The following is a 17,867-nucleotide window of genomic DNA, read 5'->3' as shown; positions in this document are numbered from 1 at the left end:
GTGCTGCCCGGCCACCGGCAGCAGCCCCGTCCGGGCCGGCGCCGTCCGCGTCCTCGCCGGCAGCACCGGCAGCACCGGAACCATCAGCATCCGTCTCCGGCTTCCGTCCGGCGCGCTGGGTCGGCAGCGGGCGGGTGTCGGTGTCACCGCCCCCGCCGGCAGGACTCCCCGGGGCACGTCTGCCGGGCGCCTTGCGGTCGGCGGGCCGAGCGGGGGCCTGACCTGCCTGGTCAAGCCGCAGCTCGTAGTTGCCGGTGTTCGGATCGAACACCCACTGATCAGCGGGATCGACGTTGTTGTCGTCCGCCTGCCCACGGCCTTGCGCGTCCACGGTGCCTTGAGTCCTCCGTCGGTACCACGCGGCGCCATCCCCTCAAGGCGCTCGGTCGATCGTGCCTAAACGTGGTTCGGTACATGGTCATCGGCCCGCCGCCGGGGCGGACCGGATCGCTCACACTATCCGCCCAGTTCAGCGTCAAACGACGCCCGTGACAAATTCCACTTGCCTACAACTGGGCAATCCGCCCAATCCCTTCGCGCCCCCCGGTCCGCAGCGCGGAATTTCTAATGGCAGACACTGCGCTCCGCCGTGCTTCCGGGAAACGTCGGCACCGGACTCACGGCGGGCGCCGGCCTCCCCCGGCCGCCGCCGGCCTTGCCGTCCGACGCTTCCACGGACTGCTGCGGCGCCACCGCCACCGGCCGGTCGGCGCGCAACTGCCCGAAGAGCCGGTCCGCATCCGGCTGCACGAGCTCATCGCGATTGGCGTCGTAGCGGTAAGCGGTGCGCGGCACGGTCAGAAACTGCACGTGGGACGAGGGAATACTGCGCATACTGCGGACGAATTCGTACAGCCCCCGGAGCGAGGCCAGCCCCGCGTCCGTTGTCAGCGAACTCGTCGCGGCGTCCATCACCGGATACAGCCGCATCGGATTGAGCAGTACGCCATTGCTCTGCACTTTCGTCACCAGCGCCCCCAGGAACTGTTGTTGGCGTGCCATCCGCTGGGTGTCGCTGCCGTTGCCCAGGCTCTTCCGGGTCCGCACGAAGCCGAGCGCGGCCTCGCCGTACAGCGTCTGGCGGCCCGCCGGCAGCGAGACGTGCGCCTCCTCGTCCTTGATGGGCTGCGGCAGGCACAGTTCGACCCCGTGCACCGCATCCACCATGTTCTTGAAACCGGTGAAGTCCACGATGATGTAGTGGTCGACGCGGATCCGGGTCATCGCCTCGACCGTACGGATCGTGCAGCCCGCCCCGGCGAACGAGAACGCCCAGTTGAACTGCACCGTCTGCGGCGGGGTTTCGGTCCCGTCGGAGCGCCGGCAGTGCGGCACCTGCACCATCAGATCGCGCGGGATGCTCACCGCCGTCGCGCTCTTCCGGTCCGCCGCCAGGTGCAGCAGGATCGTGGTGTCCGAGCGCTGGGTGCCGCTGTCCACCCCGTACTCCCCGTTGCCGCCACCGCGGTTGTCGGAACCGATCAGCAGGATGTTCTCCGCGTTCTTCGGGCCCGCCGGAGGCCGCTCCGACTCGTACTTCTCCAACTCGCGCTCCGTGGCGCTGTCGGAGCGGATATTGCTGTTCAGCCGCGTGTAGAGGAACCAGCCCAGACCCGCCGACGCCAGCGTGGCGACGGTCAGCGCGAGCGCCGTCGCCCGCAGCCAGCGGCGGTGCCGCGGCGGCGGCGTGCGCGGCGGACCCGGACGGTCGGTCGCCAGCAGCCCGGCGGGGCGCTCGGGCCAGCCCGGGAAGCGCGGCGGCCCGCCGGGGCCGGCCCTCCTCGGCGCACCGCCCCCGGAGGGGCGCCGGCGGTCGGAAGGGGTCCCGGGGCTCTCGGTCACGTGTGCGTCCATCCCTCACGGAGTCGGCGGCGTGCCCGCGCACGGGGCCGGGAGGGAGACCGCCGGACCCCGTACAGGGTGGTCCGTACGCACGGGGCGTACGTACACCGAGCATGGACCCCGGCGGGCGGACCGGCCCGTCCGGCGGGATTCCGGTCCGCCGGACGGGGGAGTGCGCCTCAGGAGAGCGGCACGGTGAAGCCGACCTTCTCGGCCGTCTCGCGGGCGGCGGCGCCCTCCGCGCCCAGCTGCTCCAGATGGCGGCAAAGCACCACGGAGCCGCCCGCCGCCAGCGGCGCGTACAGCCCGTACGACAGGCCCCGCCAGCTGTCGTACGGCAGCCCCGACAGCACCCGGGGCGCCGCCGGCATCCCGGCGTCCCGGGCATCGGCCAGCGCCCGCGCCCCGATGCCCGCACCGGTCAGCTCCTCGCCGCCGACCACCAGCGCCGGCGCACCCGGGTCCACCGGAGCGAACGGCGCGAACCGGTCGCCCTGCCCCGGCACCTCGACGGCGTAGTCCGCGAAGCCCGCCGGCGGCTGCGGGAACCGGCCGCCCAGCGGACGCAGCGCCAGCGCCACCCGCTCCCCGGAACAGGCGCGCGCCGCGTCCAGCGTGTCCGGGCCGCTGACGACGAGATCGGCCGCGGCCGGATCGCCGCCCACCTCCGCCACCACGCCCACCGACGAGCAGGCCAGCAGCCACACGGCGGTCTGCCAGTGGGCGGGCAGCAGCAGCGCGAGCCGGTCACCGGGCTCGGCGGCCAGATCACCCTGGAGGTAGTTGGCGGTCTTCGCCACCCAATTGGCGAAGGTCGCGACGGACAGTTCCACGCGCTCGCCGGTGGCGTCGTCGTAGAAGGTCACCAGCGGGCGGGCCGGGTCCGCGGCCAGCGCGGAACCCAGCAGGTCGGCGGGGGTGCGATCGGTGGCGTTCATCGCGGCCAGAGTACGCGCGGCGGCGGCTGACGGTGAGTCGGGTACGGCACGGCCCGGCCACCGGATCAGCCGATGCCCCGTCAGATCAGCGTTGGCGGGTTCCCGCCGGGCATGTTGAGGATTTCCCATGCGCCCCTTCTTCGTGTTCCCCGCGCTCTGCCTCGGCGCCGCCTGCACGGCCGCCCTCGCCCTGCCCCTCGGAGCCACCGCGCACCCCGCGCTCGCGCACCCCGCCACGCGCGAAGGCACCGCGGCGAAACACGAAGACCGCGCCGCGAAACGCCAGGGCACCGCCGCCGGGCACCGCACCGCGGGCGTCGGCGACCTGCCGGGCACCACCCAGTCCCTCCCGCTCGACGGCCTCGGCCCGGCCGCACCCGGCACCGCCGGACGGGACACCGCCGAGGCGCCCGCCACCGCGGTACGCGGCCTGCCGGCCCGCACGGTACGGCCGTTCTCGCTCGTCGGCATCGTCTGGGACGACATCCGCAGCGGACTCGGCGACCGCGCCCAGGTCCGAACCCGCACCCTCGGAACCGGCCGCTGGTCCGGCTGGCAGGACGTCCAGACCGAGAGCGACGACGCCCCCGACCCGGGCGCCGCGGAGCGCGCCGGCAGCCGCGTACGGGGCAGCACCGCGCCCCTGTGGGTCGGCGCCAGCGACGCCGTCCAACTCCGCATCACCCCCCTCGACGGCCACCCGAACCCCGCCGTCCTGCCGCACGGACTGCGCCTGGAACTCGTCGACCCGGGCCCGGAACCGCGGTCCGTACGCGGCGGCCCGCCGCCCACCCCCGAGGCCGCCGCCAGCTCCGCCGCCAACTCCAAGCTGGCGCCGGCCGGCGCCACCGAGATCCCGGCCCAGGACCAGGCCGCCTCCCAGGCCGACATCGAGGCCGCCGGCGGCAAGAAACCCGAGGTACCCGTACACATCGGCGCCCGCCCGCGCATCGTCACCCGGGCCGGCTGGGGCGCCGACGAGAGGCTCCGCGAGTCCCGCTTCGTCTACACCCACACGGTCCGCGCCGCCTTCGTCCACCACAGCGCCAGCGGCAACAACTACACCTGCGCACAAGCGCCTTCGGTCATCCGCGGCCTCTACCGCTACCACGTCAAGAGCAGCCACTGGCGGGACATCGGCTACAACTTCCTGATCGACAAGTGCGGCACCGTCTACGAGGGCCGGGCCGGCGGCGTCGCCCGGCCGGTCATGGGCGCGCACACCCTCGGCTTCAACAACGACAGCACCGGCATCGCGCTCCTCGGCTCCTTCGGCAGGACCGCACCCTCCAGACCCGCCGTCGAGGCCCTCGCCCGGCTCGCCGCCTGGAAGCTCGGCCTCTACGGCCTCGACCCGCGCGCCCGGATCCCGATGACCTCATCCGGCGGCAACCTGTACCGGAAGGGACGGGTCGTCCGACAGCACGTCATCTCCGGCCACCGCGACGGCTTCAAGACCGCCTGCCCCGGCGCCCGCCTCTACGCCGAACTGCCCGAGGTCCGGCTGGACGCGGCCCGCCTCCAGGGCCGCTGACCTGCACCATCCGCCCGGAATCAGGCATTCCGGCCATCGCGGAACACGTCACCCGCCTGCCATCCAGCGTTCACCGGGACCACTGAACCGATCCCGTCCGCGACACGTCCTATGAGCCACGACGGCGCCGGGCCACCGGCCCCGGCGCCGTCCCGGCCGCCCGCCGCGGACGACCGGAAAACCGTCTCCTACACTGGTCCGCCGACCGGCCGACCCCAGCAGGAAGCAGAGAACACACGTGAGCGTCGCACGCGCAGCCGCCGGGCCGCGGTCGACGACGATTGCCGCACCGCTGCACTGCGCGGGCGGAGAAGCGAACAGAGGACACATTGACTGAAGCGATCCTCCTGGTCGGTGGCAAGGGCACCCGGCTGCGCCCGCTGACGGTGCACACGCCCAAACCCATGGTGCCGGCGGCCGGTGTGCCGTTCCTCACCCACCAGCTGGCCCGCGCTCGCGCCGCCGGCGTCGAGCACATCGTCCTCGCCACCTCCTACCTCGCCGAGGTCTTCGAGCCGTACTTCGGCGACGGCTCCGCGCTCGGCCTGCACCTGGAGTACGTCACCGAGAAGGAGCCGCTGGGCACCGGCGGCGCCATCCGCAACGTCGCCTCCCGGCTGCGCTCCGCGCCCGGCGACCCGGTACTGATCTTCAACGGGGACATCCTCACCGGCCTGGACATCCGCGCCCTGGTCGACACCCACCGCACCAGCGGCGCCGACGTCTCCCTGCACCTCACCCGGGTCGAGGACCCGCGCGCCTTCGGCCTCGTGCCCACCGACGACACCGGCCGGGTCACCGCCTTCCTGGAGAAGCCGCAGACCCCCGAGGAGATCGTCACCGACCAGATCAACGCCGGCGCCTACGTCTTCAACCGGTCGGTCATCGACGCCATCCCGGCCGGCCGCCCGGTCTCCGTCGAACGCGAGACCTTCCCCGGCCTGCTCGCCGACGGCGCACACCTCCAGGGCATGGTCGACTCCACCTACTGGCTCGACCTCGGCACCCCGCAGGCATTCGTCCGCGGCTCCGCCGACCTGGTCCTGGGCCGCGCCCCCTCCCCGGCCGTCCCCGGCCGCTGCGGCGACCGCCTGGTGCTGGAGACCGCCGAGGTCGCCCCGGACGCCAAGCTCACCGGCGGCACCGTCGTCGGCCGGACCGCCCGCATCGGCGCCGGCGCCGAGGTCGACGGCAGCACCGTCCTGGACGGCGCGGTCGTCGAACCGGGCGCCCGGGTCCGCGACTCGCTGATCGGCTCCGGCGCGCGCATCGGGGCCCGCACGGTCCTGGACGGCGCGGTCATCGGCGACGGCGCGGTCATCGGCGCCGACAACGAACTCCGCGCCGGCATCCGCATCTGGTGCGGCGCCGCCATCCCCCCCGGCACGGTGCGTTTCTCCTCGGACCAGTGACCACCGGTCTCCTCGGACCGGTGATCCCCGGGCCGACGCCGACCGGTAACCACCCGGGCCGATTCGCCTAACCTGGCCGCATGCCCGTCCGTACCTGGGTCCCGCCCGGCCCCTACGACCTGCACCGCACCCTCGGTGTGCTGCGGCGCGGCCCCGGCGACCCGGCGTTCGCGGTCCGCGACGGCGAGATCTGGCGGGCCTGCCGCACGCCCGAAGGGCCCGGCACGCTGCGCGTCGAGGCCCGCCCGGCGGACGGCCGGGTCGAGGCGACGGCCTGGGGCCCCGGCGCGGACTGGCTGCTGGAGCGGCTGCCCGACCTGCTGGGGGAGTCCGACGACCCGGCGGCGCTGACCGCCCGGCACCGCATCGTCCACGAGGCGCGGCGCCGCCACCCCGGCGTCCGGCTCGCCCGCACCGGCCTGGTCCTGGAGTCGCTGATCCCCTCGGTCCTGGAGCAGAAGGTCACCAGCGACGAGGCGTACCGCGCCTGGCGGCTGCTGCTCCGGCGCCACGGCACCCCCGCGCCCGGCCCCTGGGACCGGCTGCGGGTGATGCCCGAGCCGCGCGGCTGGGCGCTGATCCCCTCCTGGGAGTGGCACCGCGCGGGCGTCGACGCCAAGCGCTCGTCCGCGATCCTGCGCGCCGTGCAGGTCGCCGGCCGGATGGAGGAGGCGGCGCGGATGGAGCTGGCCGAGGCCACCCGCCGGCTGACCGCGATACCGGGCATCGGCCCCTGGACGGCGGCCGAGACGTTGCAGCGCACCCTCGGCGCGCCCGACGCGATCACCGTCGGCGACCTCCACCTCCCGAAGATCATCGGCTACGCCCTCACCGGCCGCCGCGGCACGACCGACGAGGAGATGCTCGAACTCCTCGCGCCCTACGAGGGCCAGCGGCACCGCGCGGCCCGGCTGATCCTGCTCTCCGGCCGGGCCCCCCCGCGCCGCGCCCCGCGCTTCCCGGTGGGGGACATCGCCCGGCTGTGACACCGCGGTGGCGGGCGGTGGCGGGGGGCGCCCCCCCCGCCACCGCCCACAGTCAGCGCACCGTCACGAAGTCCTCCGCGGTGCGGGGCGGACGCTGCTTCGACGGGCCCGCGGGGCGGCCGATGGCCACCGCGCCCATCGGTTCCCAGTCCGCCGGCAGGTCGAGTACGTCCCGGACGACGTCCCGGCAGAACATCGTCGACGAGATCCAGGCCGACCCCAGGCGCTCGCCGGCCAGGGCGACCAGGAAGTTCTGGATGCCGGCGCCGTGGGCGACGACGAACATCTCGCGCTCGGCGGCGTTCCGGCGCGCGTCCGGGTAGGCGTGCGCGCCGTCCAGGACCATGCACGGCACCGCCAGGTACGGCGCGTTGCGCAGCACGTCGCCGCGCCGCACCCGCTTGGCGACGGACTCCTCCGACTTGCCGTCGGCGCGCAGATCGGCCACCCAGGCGTCCCGCATCGCGTCCAGCAGCCGGGTTCGCGACCGGGCCGACTCCAGCAGCACGAACCGCCAGGGAGTCGTGTGGTGCGGCGCCGGCGCGGTGACCGCCGCCGCCACCGCGCGCCGGACCGCCCCCGGATCCACCGGATCGTCGGCGAACTCCCGGACCGTACGCCGCAGCGTCACGGCTTCCCGTACGGCCTCCGAGGTGCCCAGCCGGAACATGTCGTCCGCGGCGCCCCGCACCAGCGCGCGTGCCCCGTCGCCGTCGCCGTCCGGGCCGCCCGCCGCCGCCACGACGTGCGGCAGCCCGCGCACCACCGCGACCGGCAGCCCGGTCGCCTTGCCCTTCACCAGGTCGCCGGCCGCGGCCAGTTCGTCGGCGGTGGCCACGACCGTCGCACTCAGCACGTTGCCGTACGCGTCCGTGCCGCCCCGCAGGTCGTCCAGCACCCGCACCCCGGCCGCCCCGATGGCGACGTCGGTGACGCCGCTGCGCCACGGCCGCCCGAAGGTGTCGCTGACGACCACTCCGACGTCGACGCCGAGCGCCTCGCGCAGCCCGGCCCGGAGGGCGCGCGCCGAAGCGTCCGGGTCCTGGGGCAGCAACAGCACCGTCCCGGAAGGGGTGTTGGAGGCGTCCACACCGGCCGCGGCCATGATCAGGCCCTGCCGGTTCTCCACGATCCGCAGCGTGCCGCGGCGCGCCACCACACGCGCCGTCTCGGCGTCGATCGCCGCCTCGCGGTCCGCCGCCTCGACGATCCGCCCCTCCGCCTTGCTGACGATCTTCGAGGTCACCAACAGGACGTCCCCGTCGGCCAGTTGGGGCACCCCGTCACCGGTCGACGCGGCGGCGATCAGCTTGACCAGGTCGTCGCCGGGCCGCACCTCCGGCATCCCCGGCAGCGCCCACACCCGGTACCCGGGCGCCTCCCCGGCACCGCTCATGCCGAGACCTCGCTTCGCTCGGCCCCGCATTCGCGGGGCGCGCACCTTTCCACGTTTCTCCCCCGGCCTCCGGCCGGGGGGACCCCCATGCTGCGCTCGCTCATGCCCGTACCTCCTCGGCCAGTGCCAGCGCCTCGCGCACCATCGCGGCCGTGGCGTCCACGTCCGTCATCATCAGCGGTACGGCCCGGCAGCGGATCCCCGCCGACGAGACCTCGTCCACCGCGTCCGCGTCGACGGAGTCCACCAGCCAGCCGTCCAGCAGCCCGGCGCCGTAGTGCAGGGCCACCGCCGCCGCCGTGGACTCCACGCCGACCGCCGCCAGCACCTTGTCCGCCATCCCGCGCACCGGTGCGTCCCCGACGATCGGGGACAGCCCGACCACCGGCGCCGCAGCCTGTGCGACGGCCTCCCGGATGCCCGGTACCGCCAGGATCGTGCCGATGCTCACCACCGGGTTGGACGGCGGGAAGAGGATCACGTCCGCCGCCGCGACGGCCTCCAGAACGCCCGGCGCCGGCTTGGCCTGCTCGGCGCCCACCGGCACCACGGCGTGCGCCGGCACCGACGCCCGCATCCGCACCCAGTACTCCTGGAAGTGGACCGCCTTGCGCTCGCCGTTCTCGTCCTCGATGGCCACATGCGTCTCGACCCGGTCGTCGGACATCGGCAGCAGCCGCACCCCGGGCTGCCAGCGGTCGCAGAGCGCCTCGGTGACGGCGCTGAGCGGATAGCCGGCGCCCAGCATCTGCGTCCGCACGATGTGGGTGGCGAAGTCCCGGTCGCCCAGCCCGAACCACTCGGGCCCGACGCCGTACGCGGCCAGCTCCTCCTTCACCCGGAAGGTCTCGCCGGCGCGGCCCCAGCCCTGGTCCTCGTTGATGCCGCCGCCGAGCGTGTACATCACGGTGTCGAGGTCGGGACACACCTTGAGCCCGAACAGATGGATGTCGTCGCCGGTGTTGCCGATGACGGTGATGTCCGCTTCCGGAGCCGCTGCCTTCAGTCCCCGCAGAAAGCGGGCGCCGCCGATACCGCCGGCCAGAACCACAATGCGCATGCCCGTAAGTGTCTCAGCCGGGGGCTGCTTCCATGAGGGGCGGTCCACGGGGGAGTGCCGGGCCGGTGGCGCGCGGGGCGTCAGGGCGTCGCGGTCTCCCGGACCGGGGCCGCGCACCGGGCGCCGTGGGACGTGCCGTGCATCGGCATCTCGGTCAGGCCGGGGAAGTACACGTGCAGGCTGACGGCGGGCGCCATCGTGTCGTTGACGACCTCATGGACGTACCCCGGGGCGAAGACCCTCCCCCACTCTCGACTTCGCGGGGGGCCCCCCACGCCGCCGGCGGCCAGCGTGCGCGTCCCGCCCGGGCCATGCTCGGTCAACTCGCCTTCCAGGACGGTCAGTACGCCGGAGGACGCCCCGTGGTCGTGCCGGCCGCTGCCCTGGCCGGGCACCCAGCTCAGCAGCCACACCTCGTAGCCCGGGCCCTTGCGCAGCCGGTGGTACCAGCGGGTGGTGGCGTCGAAGCGGACGAGCGGGGCCCAGGAGGACCGGTCGGCGGCGATCGAGCGGGCCAGCCCCGCGAAGCCGGCGACGGTGGCGGGGTGGGCGGGGACGGGCGGCAGCAGGTGCGGGATGGCGAGCGGGTCGCCGGCGATCTGGACGTCGCTGTTCATGGGTTCCGGGTTCCTCGGCGGAAGTGCTGGGCGGCGCACCGGGGGTGTGCTCGGCGGTGGCCGGGGGCGGGGTCCCTGCCGGCGGCGGGGGAGTGCGGCACGGCGCGGGCTGTTCCTTGTGGGGGCGCGGCGCGGTGGTCGCGGCGGAGCAAGGGCGCTGCGGGGTGGTGCGAGCGGCGGCTGGAGCTCAGTGGCTACGACAGCTGGAACAGCGACAGCGGGCCTGCGCAGCGCAGAGCGACCCGTAGGAACGGGTCAGTCGGGGCGCGGCGGTCGCTGGCATGCGGTCAAGGAGACACGGGGCGGCGGCGTGCTGTCAACCGGAGACGGGGTTCGCCGGGACGCATTCACCTCATCCGGTTACCGCGTCCGGAGAAAGGTTTGTGCAGTCCGTCGCGCGGAGAGGTCGCCCACCAGCCGTGCCCCCCAACGCCGTTGCGGACCTGTGATGCCGTTGTGATCTTCCCCGCTTCGTCGTGCGGGGTGCAACGGATGGGCGGTCCGCCGGCGTCTCAGTGCGTGAGAAGTGCCGAGAGGTGCGAGAGAGGTGCGGGAGAAGCGCCGAGAGGAATCCGTGGGTGGTACGCCCGGGGAAGTGTCCTGTTTTTGGATGATTTGAACACTTTCCGCATACGCTTGGTTCCGCAGAGTGAATAAGAGGCCCAATAGCAGATCTCGGCTTGACTGGCCCGGATCAGCACACTTGTAATTTCACTCGTGTCGTTCAGCCGAAATCGATCACGGCTTGATCACGGGGACGTAAAGACAGACGAGGGGCGCACATGACCGAGCTGTTCCAGGAATTGCTGGTCGAGGAGGCGGACGAGGAGCTCGGCTGGCAGGAGCGCGCACTGTGCGCCCAGACCGACCCCGAGTCCTTCTTCCCGGAGAAGGGTGGCTCCACCCGCGAGGCCAAGAAGGTCTGCCTCGCCTGTGAAGTCCGGTCCGAGTGCCTGGAGTACGCCCTCGCCAACGACGAGCGCTTCGGTATCTGGGGCGGTCTGTCCGAACGCGAGCGGCGTCGGCTCAAGAAGGCCGCCGTCTGACCATGACAGGCCAGCCCGCCCGACCGGCAGTACGCGGCCGTGCCGACCACACCGCCGCGCCACCCCAACTCCCCATATCCCCCTATACCGAACCCACCGCCTCCAGCGCTCTGCTCGCCGGAGGCGGTCTGCTGTGTACGGAGCCGGTCGGCGCTGCGGCGCGAAGCATTAGTGTGGGGGCCCGTCCGAGACACGCCAACGCCCCCGGCGCGGGGTGCGCGTGTCCCTCGTAGTCCGTCGCAGTGTCTTCCGGGGGCGGGGGCCTTGAGCGACTTCGTCGCGGGCCCCGGACTCCCGGGTCCGGAGGGCCCGTACCTCGATGTCCGTGCACAGCCAGCCGGCGGCCCAGGCCGCCTCTCATGAAGTCGCCACTCCAGAGTTCCCCCGGCACGTCGTCACCGCCGTGATCGTCTCCCATGACGGTGAACGCTGGCTGCCCGACGCGCTCGCCGGGCTGCTGGGCCAGGAGCGCCCGGTGCAGAACGTCATCGGCGCCGACACCGGCAGCGCGGACAACTCCGCCCGCCTGCTCACCGAGGCCATCGGCGACGAACGCGTCCTGCACCTCGCCCGGCGCTCCGGCTTCGGCACCGCCGTCGACGAAGCCGTCCGCACCGCCCCCGTCCTCGGCCCCGACGACCTCCCGTATCTGCGGCGCCCCAGCGGCTGGGATCCGGTCAGCCGCACCTGGCGCGACGAGGCGTACGACATGCCGGAGCTCCCGCACGGGGAGCCGGTCCAGTGGCTGTGGCTGCTGCACGATGACTGCGCGCCCGAGCCGGATGCGCTCGCCGAGCTGCTGCGGGTCGCCGACGCCAGCCCCTCCACCGTCGTCGTCGGCCCCAAGCTGCGCAGCTGGTACGACCGCCGGCAGCTGCTCGAAGCCGGCGTCAGCATCGCGCGCAGCGGCCGGCGCTGGACCGGCCTGGACCGCCGCGAACAGGACCAGGGGCAGCACGACCAGATCCGGCCCGTGCTGTCCGTCTCCACCGCCGGCATGCTCATCCGCCGCGACGTCTACGAGCAGCTGGGCGGCTTCGACCGCCGGCTGCCGCTGATGCGCGACGACGTCGACCTGTGCTGGCGCGCCCAGGCCGCCGGCCACCAGGTCCTCGTCGCGCCGGACGCCATCCTGCGGCATGCCGAGGCCGCCGCCCGCGAGCGCCGCCCCATCGACTGCGTCGGCCGCCATGTCGCCAACCCGCACCGCGTCGACAAGGCCGGCGCGGTCTACACGCTGCTCACCAACACCCGCGGCGCACTGCTCCCGTACACCCTGGTGCGGCTGCTGCTCGGCACCTTCCTGCGGGTCATCGCCTACCTCGTCGGCAAGGTCCCCGGCCAGGCGCTGGACGAACTCGCCGGGCTCTTCGGGACCCTGCTGCGGCCCGGCAAGATCCTCGCCGCGCGCAAGCGCCGCGGCCGTCCTGCGGTGGACGCCAAGGAGCTGCGGGCACTGTTCCCGCCGCCCGGGGCGACCGTACGCGCCACCGTCGAACAGGTCGCGGGCAACCTCGCCGGGCGCGCCGCCCCCGACGTGGCCTCGGCCGGCCGGCACGGCGCCGTGGAGTCCGGGCCCGGCGGCGACGACGCCGACTACCTGGAGATCGAGCAGTTCGCCCGGCTCAAGCGGATCGCCCGCCGGCCCGCGCCGGTGCTCTTCCTCGTCCTGCTGGTCGTCTCCCTGATCGCCTGCCGCGGACTGCTCGGCACCGGCTCGCTGACCGGCGGCGCGCTGCTGCCGGCGCCCGGGAGCCTCGGCGCCCTGTGGTCCTCGTACGTCGACAGCTGGCACCCGGTCGGCGTCGGCGACACCGCCGCCGCGCCGCCGTACCTGGCCGTGCTCGCCGTGGTCTCCACGCTCTTCTTCGGCAGCACCGGTTTCACCCTGACCCTGCTGCTGGTCTGCTCGGTACCGCTGGCCGGCCTGACCGCGTACTTCGCCTCCCGCCCGCTGGTCGCCTCCCGGCTGCTGCGGGCCTGGGGCAGCATCGCGTACGCCTTCCTGCCCGCCGCCACCGGCGCGCTCGCCGGCGGCCGGCTGGGCACCGCCGTCCTCGCCATCCTGCTGCCCCTGATGGCGCGCGCCGCCGTCGCCGCGAGCGGGCTGCGGCTGGCCACCGGGACCCGCCCCGGCTGGCGCGCCGCCTGGGCCTACGCGCTGCTGGTCACCTTCACGATGGCCTTCACCCCGATCGTCTGGCCGATCGCGGTGCTGCTCGGCATCGGGCTGCTCGTCCGGCGCTGCCTGGACGGCAACCGCGCGCTGCTGCCGGCGTACGTGCTGCGCTTCCTGGCCGTGGCCGTCGCCCCGCTGGTGGTGCTGGCCCCCTGGTCGCTGTCGCTGTTCGCCCAGCCGTCGCGGTTCTTCCAGGAGGCCGGACTCGACTACGGCGCGGGCAGCGCCACGGTGCTCGACCTCGTCGGGATCAGCCCCGGCGGCCCCAAGGCCGTCGGCGGGCTGCTGCTCGTCGGCGTCGTGCTGGCCGCGCTCGCGGCCACGCTGCGCGGCGACCGGCAGACCGCGATCCGCACCTCCTGGGTGGTGGCGCTGACCGCGCTGCTGCTCGCGGCGCTCGGCAACGCCACCGGCTGGACCGGGCCCGCGATGCTGGTCTACGGGCTGGCGCTGCTGTGCGCGGCGGCGGTCGGCGCCGAGGGCATCCGGACCCGGATGGCCGCGCTCGGCTTCGGCTGGAAGCAGCCGGTGGCCGTCCTGATCGCGCTGGCCTCCGCCATCGCCCCCCTCTACGCCGCGGCCAGCTGGATGATCACCGGCGCCGCCGGCCCGCTCCAGCGACGCGACCCCACGCAGGTCCCGGCGTTCGTCGCCGAGGAGTCCAGCACCTTCGACCGCGCCCGCACCCTCGTCCTGAACGGCACCCCGGGCCATGTCGCCTACTCGCTGGTCCGCGGCTCCGGCGCCCAGCTCGGGGACGCCGACCTGGCCGACCGGGCCGGCGCCGACCAGCGGCTCGACAGCATCGTCGCCCACCTCGTGGCCGGCTCCGGCGCCGACCAGACCGACCAGCTCGGCGGCTACGCGGTCCGCTACGTCCTGGTCCGCAAGGGCGCTCCGCGCGAGATCGGCCGCGTCCTGGACGCGACCCCGGGCCTGACCCGGCTCAGCCAGGACGACGGCAGCGCCCTGTGGCGGCTCGACCGCCGGGTCTCCCGGGTCTCGATCGTGCCGGGCGAGACCAAGGAGGGCACCGCCACCGGCGACGCCGTGGCACCGGTGCCCGTACCGGCCGGGCCGGTCGCCGCGCACACCACGAAGGTGCCCGAAGGCTCCGCCGGCCGGATCCTGCGCATCGCGGACGCCGCCGACGACGGCTGGCACGCCAGCCTCAACGGCACCGCCCTCAAGCCCGTCACCGTCGACGGCTGGGCCCAGGGCTTCCAGCTCCCGTCGGGCGGCGGCCGGCTCGACCTCACCCACGACAACCCGCTCGGCCACACCCTCTGGCTGTGGGCCCAGGGGCTGCTCGCCCTCGTCCTCGTGGTGATGGCGCTGCCGGGCCGCCGCCGGGAGATCGACGACGACCTGCCCGAGGACGCCGCCGCGGTCGCCGCGGCAGCGGCGCCGGCCACCGGCGAGGGCCGCCGGGCCCGCCGGCTGCGGGCCCAGGCCGAGGCGGCGGGCGCCGCCGCGGCGGGCGCGGCAGTGGGTGCGGGTGCGGCAGCGGCGGCGGACGAGGCGGCGTTCCCGGACGCCGGGACGGGCGAGGAGGTCCCCGCCGACCCGATGGCCGCCCCGGCCCCCGACCCGGACGCCGCGCAGCCCGCCGACCCCTACGCCGCCGTCCCCCAGCAGCAGTCCTACGAGGACTGGCAGGCCGCCGCCCAGCAGGCTCCGCCCGCCGACCCCGGACAGCTCGCGGACCAGCAGCAGTACGCCCCGGTCGCCGACCCGTACCAGGCCGGCCAGTACGGCGCGCAGCCCTACGCACCGGCCGACCCGTACCAGGCCGGCGGCTACCCGGTGGACCCCTACCAGGCGGGCGGCTACGACCCGTACGGCTACGGCGCGCAGCAGCCCTACGGCGACCCCACCCAGCCTCCGGCACAGCAGCCGCAGCAGCACCAGCAGCCCTACGACGACGGCACCGGCTACTCCGGGTACTCCGACTCCTACCCCGAGCCGCACCGTGACGGGAGCGACCAGCAGTGAAGCGCACCACGATGTCCCTGTTCGGCGTGGCCGCCGCGCTGGCCGCCGCCACCGGCGTCGCCGCCGTCGCGGCCCCCGGCGGCGGGGCGGGCGCGGCGCCGCAGAGCGGCACCCGGCTGCCCGTCCAGCGCTCCGCGCTGCTCTGCCCGGCCCCCACCTCCTCGGAGGTCGCCGAGACCGCCTACACCGCCTTCGCGCCCCCCGGCGCAGGGGCCGGCGCGGACGCCAAGAAGGGCACCGCCCAGCTCCAGCCCACCGGCACCGTCGCCGACAGCAGCGGCAACCCCGCCGGCAAGGGCGGCAAGAACGCCGGGAAGGGCAAGGACGCCAAGAAGGGCAGTACCACGGACTCCGGCAGCGGACAGGTCGTGCCGCCGCCCGACACCAAGCCCGTGGTGCCCCTCCAGGAGGCCGGCAAGCCGGTCACCGCGACCACCGACAGCGCCGACGCCCCCGCCCTGGCGGGCTCCGCGGACGGCGCGCTGGCGCCCGGCTGGACCGTCCAGCAGACCACCACCGTCTCCGCCGGTACCGGCCGCGGCCTCCTCGGGCTGAGCTGCACCGCCCCGGACACCCAGTTCTGGTTCCCCGGCGTGAGCACCGACTCCGGCCGCACCGACTACGTCCACCTCACCAACCCCGACCCGACCCCGGCCGTCGTCGACCTCGAAATGCGCGGCAAGGACGGGCCGTTGGCGAGCGCCGGCGGCGAGGACATCACGGTGCCGCCGCACACCACCGTCCCGGTGCTGCTGTCGACCCTCACCGGCACCCCGACGGCCAACGCCGCGCTGCATGTCACCGCCCGCGCCGGCCGGGTCGGCGCCGCCGTGCAGGCGAACGACGCCAAGGGCGGCAGCGACTGGCTGCCGCCCGCCGCCGACCCGGCCGCCACCGCCGTGCTCCCCGGCATCCCGGCCGACGCCACCGACGTCCAGCTGGTGGCCGTCGCCCCCGGCGACTCGGACGCCGACCTGAAGGTCCAACTGGCCACCCCCACCGGCCTGATCACCCCGGCCGGCGTGGACACCCTGCACGTCAAGAGCGGGATGACCGCTTCCGTCGACCTCAAGGACGTCACCAAGGGCGAGGCCGGCTCGCTGGTCCTCACGCCCTCCGACAGCGGCTCCGCGGCCCCGGTCGCGGCGGCGCTCCAGGTCACCCGCGGCAAGGGCGACAACCAGGAGATGGCCTTCATCCCGGCGACCCGGGCGATCGAGGCCCGCGGCTCGGTCGCCGACAACCGCGCCAAGGGCAGCACCCTGTCGCTGGTCGCGCCGGAGAAGGGCAAGGACGCCAAGGTCAAGGTCACCGCGTCGGCCGGCACCGGCGGCGGCACCCCGGTCTCCAAGACGTACACGGTCAAGGGCGGCACCACCCTCGCCGTCCAGCCGCCGCAGCCGCAGGGCCTCAAGGGCTCCTACGCGCTGACCGTCGAGCCGCAGCAGGGCAGTGGCCCGGTCTACGCCTCCCGGATGCTGGCGCTGCCGCAGGGCCAGGTGCCCGCCTTCACCATCCAGCCGCTGCCGGACGACCGCGGCTCGGTCGTGGTGCCGACCGCGGGCCAGGACCTGTCCCTGCTGACGAAGTGAGCACCGGGCCGACGACGTGAGCACCGGCCCGCGCTACGGGATCACTCCTGCCCGTAGCGCGGGTCCACCGATTCCGGCGCCAGCCCGAGGAGTTCGGCGACCTGCTCGACGACGACCTCGTGCACCAGCAGCGCGCGCTCGTCGCGGCTCTTCGTGCGGATCTCCACCGGCCTGCGGTAGATCACGATCCGGTCGCGATATGCGCCGGCCGCCGGCAGCACCCGGCCGAGCGGTACGGCCTCCTCGCCCGCGCCCGAATCCGGCCCGCCGTCCGGACCGAAACCCGGCACCTCCAGGACCAGGAAGTCGACCTGCGACAGCTGCGGCCAGCGTCGCTCCAGGCGGTCCCGGGAGTCGTAGACGAGATCCGTGAACGCGTCGGCACGGGTCACCGACAGCGGCACCTGCGGCGGGGCGATCGGTCCGCGCATGCCGCGGCCGTGGCGGTCGCGGCGGCGCGGCCGTGGCTCCGTCGGGCGGGGTGGTACGGGGCTGTCCATCAGATCGAGCGTAGCCGTCGCGGGGCGGCCCGCACGGCAGTGTGCGACAACTGGCCACTTGTCGCCGGGTGATCGCTCCGGCCCCGGATCGCTTCGTTTACCGCCCCGCATCGGATCGCACAGCCCGCGCGGAATGACATGAAATGTGCCGACCGGTGACGGGAATCGGCCCGCCGCGCGGCCCGACCCGGCCCACCCCGGGCAGGTCCTGCCGAGCGGGTGCAGGTCAGACGCATCGGACGAACCGGGACGACACGGTTGGGTGAGCCGGGGGAGAGTCGTCGCGGCCCGCTCAAGAGTGCGGTACCGTCCAACGTCGTGAGCCCTGTACGTCGCTGTTCGCGCACTGCGTGCGGCCGCCCCGCCGTCGCAACGCTGACGTACGTCTACGCGGATTCGACCGCCGTGCTCGGGCCGCTCGCCACCTACGCCGAGCCCCACTGCTACGACCTGTGCGCCGAGCACTCCGAGCGGCTGACCGCCCCGCGAGGCTGGGAGGTCGTCCGCCTCGCCATCGACTCCGGACCCGCCCGCCCCAGCGGCGACGACCTCGAAGCGCTGGCCAACGCCGTCCGCGAGGCCGCCCGCCCCCAGGAGCAGGAGCGCGCCGCGGGCGCCGGCGGCGGCCCCGAGACCATGGGCCCCGGCCGCGACGGCCGGCCGATGGAGGTCGCCCGCCGCGGCCATCTCCGGGTACTGCGCTCCCCCGACTCCTGACGCCTTCGCAGGACACCTTCCGGACGGCAGATGCCTCGGTGCCGTCCGCTGCC

Annotated in this window: 13 protein-coding genes and 1 pseudogene; 7 read left to right on the top strand and 7 right to left on the bottom strand. The window is 74.6% G+C overall.

The window, feature by feature from the left end; genetic code table 11:
- The 3 genes and pseudogenes from IEZ17_RS43400 to IEZ17_RS37340 form a co-directional block, all read right to left on the bottom strand.
- A pseudogene (locus IEZ17_RS43400) lies at nt 1-331 on the bottom strand (LCP family protein); the annotation flags it as partial.
- 233 nt (nt 332-564) lie between these two features.
- Nucleotides 565-1,842, bottom strand: a complete 1,278-nt coding sequence (locus IEZ17_RS37345) for an LCP family protein (RefSeq protein WP_229853006.1) — start codon at nt 1,840-1,842, stop codon at nt 565-567.
- Between the two features lie 179 nt (nt 1,843-2,021).
- Nucleotides 2,022-2,780, bottom strand: a complete 759-nt coding sequence (locus tag IEZ17_RS37340) for a TIGR03089 family protein (protein ID WP_189308082.1) — start codon at nt 2,778-2,780, stop codon at nt 2,022-2,024.
- Nucleotides 2,781-2,907: 127 nt separating this feature from the next.
- Between IEZ17_RS37340 and IEZ17_RS37335 the strand changes: the two genes are divergently transcribed.
- From IEZ17_RS37335 to IEZ17_RS37325, 3 genes are all read left to right on the top strand, one after another.
- Nucleotides 2,908-4,314 carry a peptidoglycan recognition protein family protein gene (locus tag IEZ17_RS37335; protein WP_189308081.1) on the top strand — a complete coding sequence of 469 codons (1,407 nt, stop codon included), beginning with the start codon at nt 2,908-2,910 and terminating at the stop codon, nt 4,312-4,314.
- Nucleotides 4,315-4,643: 329 nt separating this feature from the next.
- Nucleotides 4,644-5,726: a mannose-1-phosphate guanylyltransferase gene (gene manB / locus IEZ17_RS37330; RefSeq protein ID WP_189308080.1), complete on the top strand. Its 1,083-nt coding sequence runs from the start codon at nt 4,644-4,646 to the stop codon at nt 5,724-5,726.
- Nucleotides 5,727-5,806: 80 nt separating this feature from the next.
- A complete protein-coding gene (locus IEZ17_RS37325; protein ID WP_189308079.1) occupies nt 5,807-6,712 on the top strand; it encodes a DNA-3-methyladenine glycosylase family protein in 906 nt (301 codons plus the stop codon).
- Nucleotides 6,713-6,764: 52 nt separating this feature from the next.
- Here IEZ17_RS37325 and IEZ17_RS37320 read toward each other — a convergent pair whose 3' ends face one another.
- The 3 genes from IEZ17_RS37320 to IEZ17_RS37310 all read right to left on the bottom strand — a co-directional run bounded on the left by IEZ17_RS37320 (nt 6,765) and on the right by IEZ17_RS37310 (nt 9,785).
- The gene (locus IEZ17_RS37320; RefSeq protein WP_189308078.1) at nt 6,765-8,108 is read right to left on the bottom strand and encodes a coenzyme F420-0:L-glutamate ligase; all 1,344 of its coding nucleotides are present in this window, start codon (nt 8,106-8,108) and stop codon (nt 6,765-6,767) included.
- Nucleotides 8,109-8,208: 100 nt separating this feature from the next.
- Nucleotides 8,209-9,168 carry a 2-phospho-L-lactate transferase gene (gene cofD, locus IEZ17_RS37315; RefSeq protein WP_189308077.1) on the bottom strand — a complete coding sequence of 320 codons (960 nt, stop codon included), beginning with the start codon at nt 9,166-9,168 and terminating at the stop codon, nt 8,209-8,211.
- Between the two features lie 80 nt (nt 9,169-9,248).
- Nucleotides 9,249-9,785, bottom strand: coding sequence for a cysteine dioxygenase (locus IEZ17_RS37310; protein ID WP_189308076.1), 537 nt, complete (start codon nt 9,783-9,785; stop codon nt 9,249-9,251).
- Between the two features lie 782 nt (nt 9,786-10,567).
- Here IEZ17_RS37310 and IEZ17_RS37305 point away from each other — a divergent pair.
- The 3 genes from IEZ17_RS37305 to IEZ17_RS37295 all read left to right on the top strand — a co-directional run bounded on the left by IEZ17_RS37305 (nt 10,568) and on the right by IEZ17_RS37295 (nt 16,597).
- On the top strand, nt 10,568-10,831 hold the full coding sequence (locus IEZ17_RS37305) for a WhiB family transcriptional regulator (RefSeq protein WP_003983763.1): 264 nt from the start codon (nt 10,568-10,570) through the stop codon (nt 10,829-10,831).
- A gap of 319 nt (nt 10,832-11,150) precedes the next feature.
- The gene (locus IEZ17_RS37300; RefSeq protein WP_189308075.1) at nt 11,151-15,005 is read left to right on the top strand and encodes a glycosyltransferase family 2 protein; all 3,855 of its coding nucleotides are present in this window, start codon (nt 11,151-11,153) and stop codon (nt 15,003-15,005) included.
- Nucleotides 15,002-16,597: a DUF5719 family protein gene (locus IEZ17_RS37295; RefSeq protein ID WP_189308074.1), complete on the top strand. Its 1,596-nt coding sequence runs from the start codon at nt 15,002-15,004 to the stop codon at nt 16,595-16,597. Before IEZ17_RS37300 ends, IEZ17_RS37295 begins: the two co-directional genes overlap by 4 nt.
- 41 nt (nt 16,598-16,638) lie before the next feature.
- Here the strand turns inward: IEZ17_RS37295 and IEZ17_RS37290 are convergent, their stop codons facing one another.
- Nucleotides 16,639-17,097 (bottom strand): metallopeptidase family protein, encoded by a 459-nt coding sequence (locus IEZ17_RS37290; RefSeq protein WP_189308073.1) that lies wholly within the window; start codon nt 17,095-17,097, stop codon nt 16,639-16,641.
- Between the two features lie 258 nt (nt 17,098-17,355).
- Here IEZ17_RS37290 and IEZ17_RS37285 point away from each other — a divergent pair, with 258 nt between their 5' ends.
- Nucleotides 17,356-17,814 carry a DUF3499 domain-containing protein gene (locus IEZ17_RS37285; RefSeq protein WP_189308072.1) on the top strand — a complete coding sequence of 153 codons (459 nt, stop codon included), beginning with the start codon at nt 17,356-17,358 and terminating at the stop codon, nt 17,812-17,814.
- Nucleotides 17,815-17,867 lie beyond the last annotated feature (53 nt).

It is taken from the genome of Streptomyces albospinus, from assembly GCF_014648695.1.
GTDB lineage: Bacteria > Actinomycetota > Actinomycetes > Streptomycetales > Streptomycetaceae > Streptomyces > Streptomyces albospinus.
This window is presented reverse-complemented; position numbering and strand designations above follow the sequence as displayed.